Source organism: Okeania sp. SIO2F5 (assembly GCF_010692685.1).
GTDB classification, from domain to species: Bacteria; Cyanobacteriota; Cyanobacteriia; order Cyanobacteriales; family Microcoleaceae; genus Okeania; species Okeania hirsuta.
The window spans coordinates 1-5,021 of sequence record NZ_JAAHGU010000249.1 but is presented as its reverse complement, the minus strand read 5'-3'; the positions used below and the strand labels follow the sequence as shown (position 1 = coordinate 5,021).

Genomic DNA, 5,021 nt, shown 5'->3' with positions numbered 1-5,021 from the left:
AGTAGTTAAATCAATTATTCCAAGGAATTAAATTTCAAGGAGCGAGTCTATAAAACTTGAAGATCAGCATGGTTGGATGGGGTGAAACCGAGACACGATCGCAGACCTTCTGATGTCAGATATGGCAGGCAAAAGCATATTTGGCTCACGACAGAGGAATTGAGTTGCGATCGCATATCAAAAATATCGGTCATGTAGCAGAACTTAATACTACATTTTAAGACATTAGTAGTATGTAAAGCGTGCCAGCGCTCATTGCTATAAATCACGTAATATTGCAGCTCCCGCAGACAGTACTAATCCTTCTGGGCCCATAGCAAATCCTGCAAATTCAGCTATGGTAAGTGCTGATTCTACTAATGTTTGTCCTGTTGCCTCATCCATAGTGCTTATTACATTAAGCTAATTGTTCAGAAATAGCATATAACGAAAATACTTTATTTTTGATAAAAAAAAGCAAGTCTTTTTTTTTCAATTCATAGGTATTTAATTTATAAAACTCCTGAAAGCTAAGTATAGAAATTAATTTTGCGCCTTAATATTTACTTGATAAATCAGCTCTAAAAAAGAATTACCAACAATAAATTAATAACTTTTTGACTGAGTTGCCTGGTGGAGAAAATTGGAGAATAGGAAAATAATTAGGGTTTGGAGACCAAACCCCTACAGTTTTTTTCACAAATCATTGCAGAAAAATCGTAAGAGTGATTTTTCCTCCTACCTCCTGTATGATTCCCATTTTTTCTAACTCCTGACTCGTGACTTGTGACTCCTAACCTCCTAATTACTTCCCGCTTTTGACTTTGTAGACTTTCTACCTCGAGTAGACTTCTTACTACTAGCCTTTGCCTTCAAAAGTTCCACAGCTTGCTCCAAAGTCACATCCTCAACAGCCGTATCCTTTGGCAAAGAAGCATTAACCTTACCATGCTTCACATAAGGTCCATAACGACCATCATAAATACCCACAGCCTCTCCATCTTCAGGATGTTTACCCAAATCTTTGAGTGGAGGTGCAGCTTTAGCACTACCACGCCTCGCTCTTTTAGGTTGAGCTAATAACTCCAAAGCACGTTCCAAAGTAATAGTCAAAACATCATCCCCAGCTTTCAAAGAACGATAATCTTTGCCAACCTCTTTACCTTGGTCGTGAACAACATAAGGACCAAAACGTCCTAAATTAGTTTGAATTTTGCAACCCGTTTCTGGGTGAACGCCCAAAGTACGAGGTAAAGACAATAACCCTACTGCCATATCCAAAGTCACATCTTCCATCTTTACACCCTTCGGCAAAGAAGCTCGCTTTGGTTTTTTCTTACTTCCCTCTACCTCATCACCCAACTGTACATAAGGACCATAACGACCAGTCATAATATAGATAGGTTTATCTTCTTCTGGATGAATACCTAATTCCTCAGGACCCTCTGTTTTTTGCTTCAGAATTTTCTCTACTTGTTCTGGGTCTAAGTCTGATGGAGTTAAATCTTCAGGAATAGAAGCCTTGACAACACCTTCACCATTTTCGGCCTCAATATAAGCACCAAACTTACCGATACAGATACGATAAGTCATCTCTGGTTCCTCATCCAAATTATCCAATTCAATGGTACGGGCTAACTTAGGGTCAATATGCTCTTCCTGTTCCTTAATTTGAGTATCCAACCCACTTTCTCCAGAATAAAATTCTCGTAGATATGGCAACCATTGAGCTTCACCAGTAGAAATATCATCCAGAGTACGTTCCATACGGGCAGTAAACTTAACATCCACAAATTCAGGAAAGTGCTTTTCTAATAGACTTGTCACGCCAAAAGCAGTAAAAGTCGGAACTAAAGCATTATTCTGAAGTTTGGCATAACCACGATCAACAATAGTACCAATAACAGTAGCGTAGGTACTTGGACGACCAATACCTTCACTTTCTAGAGTTTTTACCAGAGATGCTTCAGTAAACCTAGCAGGTGGCTGAGTTTCATGTCCCACCACTTCTATTTCTTTGCAATTTGGATGATCGCCTTGTTTCAAAGGAGGTAAAAGTACTTCTTGGTCTTCCAAAGCTGCTTCTGGGTCATCGGAACCTTCAACATAAGCCCGGAGAAAACCAGGAAAGTCTATACGTTTACCATTAGAACGAAAACCCGCATCTTCTACTTGCAAGTTAACTGTAATGTGAGTTTGGCGAGAGTCAGCCATTTGACAAGCTACTGTCCGTTTCCATATTAAGTCATAAAGAGCAAGTTCTTGACCGTTCAACCCTGTTTCCTGGGGCGTGCGGAAAGTTTTACCAGCAGGGCGAATAGCTTCATGAGCTTCCTGAGCTCCTTTACTTTTAGTAGTGTATTGTCGTGGTTGGGGACTCAGATATTCTGGACCATACATTTTTTCCACGCAATTCCGAGCAGCAGCGATCGCTTCATCAGACAAATGTACTGAGTCTGTCCGCATATAGGTAATAAAGCCCTGTTCGTATAAACTTTGGGCTGTCCGCATTGTTTGCCTAGCACCCATTCTTAGTTTACGGTTAGATTCCTGTTGTAAAGTAGAAGTTGTAAAGGGTGGGGATGGCTTACGTTTAACAGCTCGTTCTTCAACATTACTAACAATCCAAGGTTTATCTTGCAGTCTTTCCTTCAGAGCTTCTGCTTGAGCTTCATCCAACAAAACAACATTTCTACCCTCAGCTATTTTGCCTGTATTTTCATCAAAGTCACTACCAGTAGCTACTTTTGTACCCCCAAGAGTAACAAGTTTAGACTCAAAAGGTTTTTTTGCCTGTTCTAAACTAGCCTTTAAATCCCAATAACCTCCTTGTTTAAAAGCTCGACGTTGACGTTCTCGGTTTACCAATAGTCGAACTGCTACTGACTGTACTCTTCCTGCAGAGAGACCCCAGGCTATTTTTTTCCACAGTACAGGTGAGAGAGTATAACCGTAAAGTCGGTCTAGAATACGCCTTGTCTCTTGTGCCCTAACTAACTGTTCGTCTATATTGCGACAGTTTTCGATTGCCTTACGGATAGCTTCTGGAGTAATCTCATGGAATACCATCCGCTTAGTAGGAACTTTCGGTTTTAGTAGTTGTAGTAAATGCCAACTGATGCTTTCTCCTTCCCGGTCTTCATCTGTGGCCAGAACTAATTCATCAGCTTCTTTCAAAGCATCTTTCAGTTCTTTCACGGTTTTCTTTTTGTCTTTAGGTACAACGTAGAGAGGTTCAAAATTTGAGTCTACATTTACACCTAGATGTGCCCACTTTTCTCCTTTATATTTTTCTGGTATTTCATCAGCAGAAGGTGGCAGGTCACGCACATGACCCATGGATGCCTCCACGCGGTAATCAGAGGGTAGATAGTTACGTATAGTCCGGGCTTTAGTGGGAGATTCTACAATAACAAGGGTTGACATAAGGCTTTTTTTAGGATAGTACAAGCTGGGATTTTATATTGAGAATAATATGCACCAGTGGTCAATGGGTCAGGAGAAATAGAATTTTATTGTTTAGTTTGGTTAGACATTAACAAGATAAAGTCCTATTTTTTCTACGCTATCTTAATTTTTTATTTCTGCCAAAATCTATAGCAATTTGCAACTTGATCGGGTATTAAGTTACTGGGTTTTTAGATTTTTCCTGAACAGAGAATGGAGATTAGAGCATTCTAGGTTTTGCTACATGTTCATAATTAACTTATCTGCAATCAGCTATATTTTTGATGGACATAAGCTTTAATTTAGTAATTACCTTATACGATTTGCTAGCATGACTTATTACTAATGTCAATAAATTAATATTTTTTTTATATTTGAAAGCAAAAAGTAAAATTATTGCTTTTGCTGTGATTAAGGATTTCTTCAATAAACCCTCAACTTCAACACATATCTAAATGCTAAGTCTGGTGATTAGTTATTATTTGGTTTATCTTTAACCAATACAAACTCTCAAGTTTCTTTACCGAAAAATTGTGGGTATGCGCCTCCCTTTTTAAAGCTATCCATTACTCACATCTTTCTTAACATCAGGTTTGACAAAAAAAAGCATTTATGTATGGAGTAGGGGTCGCCAAACTGACTCTCCAAAAATCGCCATTAAGCTCTGCTTGTTGATAATTAGATTTTGAGGTAACATCAACTACAAAGCTGACTGAAAATCAGCTATTTTGTCAGGGCGATCGCCAAACTGACTCTCCGACAATTGTCATTAACTTCTGCTTGTTGATGATTAGATGTTGAGGTCATGTTAAGGGAGCAAGCTGAAAGTTGGCTGAGTCTGAAGTTCGGCGATGAAAATTCTTTTGAACTCACGTTGAATTAACCACAAGAGACTGACAAACAACCCAGCCCTTAACAAGATCATGCAATGGCGAGAGTCCACCCCAGAGAACTTTAACACCAGGAGAACCATCACCTTTTCGACCTAAAAATCCGCCCAATTGAGCAATCCAATTCACAACTTCAGCCAAAGTTGGTGGTGCTGAATCAGGATCAAGTTGGTGGTGTATGGTTGCAGACAAAACCTGCCACTCTGATGGTTTTAAAACTTGTTCACAACTGCTCGTTGGAGAACAACCAGCTCCATAAGTTAACCACAACAAACGCCAAGCAACAATACTATAGGTAGCCAAAGCCATCTCTAATCTTTGTGCTGTCTCTAATTGTAATTTCTCCATGGCACAACCACTTTTTGAAACATCATGATAACGTTCAATTAACCAACGATGACTGTACCATTGAACATACTTGTTTACATCTTCAATACTGGTAATCTTGAATGTGGTCAGAAGTAACCAACTAATCGGTTCAATTTCTGTTGGTGGGTCAACTTCTTTCACTAAAATTGCTTGTCACCTCAAGGGAGCTAGCGGTTCTTTTTGAGCTCGATTCTGAGGTGGTTGAATAGTATAGCAATGAGCGCTGGCATCTTTACATATTACATAAATATTGATAATGTAACATAAAAGTAACTGTATGAGCTGTATTTTTCATAAATTAGGCGATCGCTAAAGGTTAAAGTTTTAAGGATGCGT

The 5,021-nt window shown here is 39.1% G+C and carries 4 protein-coding genes; all 4 read right to left on the bottom strand.

All coding sequences use genetic code 11. From position 1 onward, the window contains the following. Nucleotides 1-258 precede the first annotated feature (258 nt). Nucleotides 259-384, bottom strand: coding sequence for a hypothetical protein (locus F6K27_RS32385; protein ID WP_287279991.1), 126 nt, complete (start codon nt 382-384; stop codon nt 259-261). A gap of 396 nt (nt 385-780) precedes the next feature. Further along, nucleotides 781-3,405 (bottom strand): type I DNA topoisomerase, encoded by a 2,625-nt coding sequence (gene topA, locus F6K27_RS32380; RefSeq protein WP_287279990.1) that lies wholly within the window; start codon nt 3,403-3,405, stop codon nt 781-783. A gap of 744 nt (nt 3,406-4,149) precedes the next feature. Beyond that, nucleotides 4,150-4,299 carry a hypothetical protein gene (locus F6K27_RS32375; protein ID WP_287279989.1) on the bottom strand — a complete coding sequence of 50 codons (150 nt, stop codon included), beginning with the start codon at nt 4,297-4,299 and terminating at the stop codon, nt 4,150-4,152. Next, nucleotides 4,296-4,826: an IS4 family transposase gene (locus F6K27_RS32370; protein ID WP_287279987.1), complete on the bottom strand. Its 531-nt coding sequence runs from the start codon at nt 4,824-4,826 to the stop codon at nt 4,296-4,298. Before F6K27_RS32370 ends, F6K27_RS32375 begins: the two co-directional genes overlap by 4 nt. Nucleotides 4,827-5,021: the final 195 nt, after the last annotated feature.

Excerpts from the sequence above, each read along its gene's own strand:
- topA (WP_287279990.1), bottom strand. The coding sequence starts at position 3,405 with ATGTCAACCCTTGTTATTGTAGAATCTCCCACTAAAGCCCGGACTATA.
- F6K27_RS32385 (WP_287279991.1), bottom strand. The coding sequence starts at position 384 with ATGGATGAGGCAACAGGACAAACATTAGTAGAATCAGCACTTACCATA.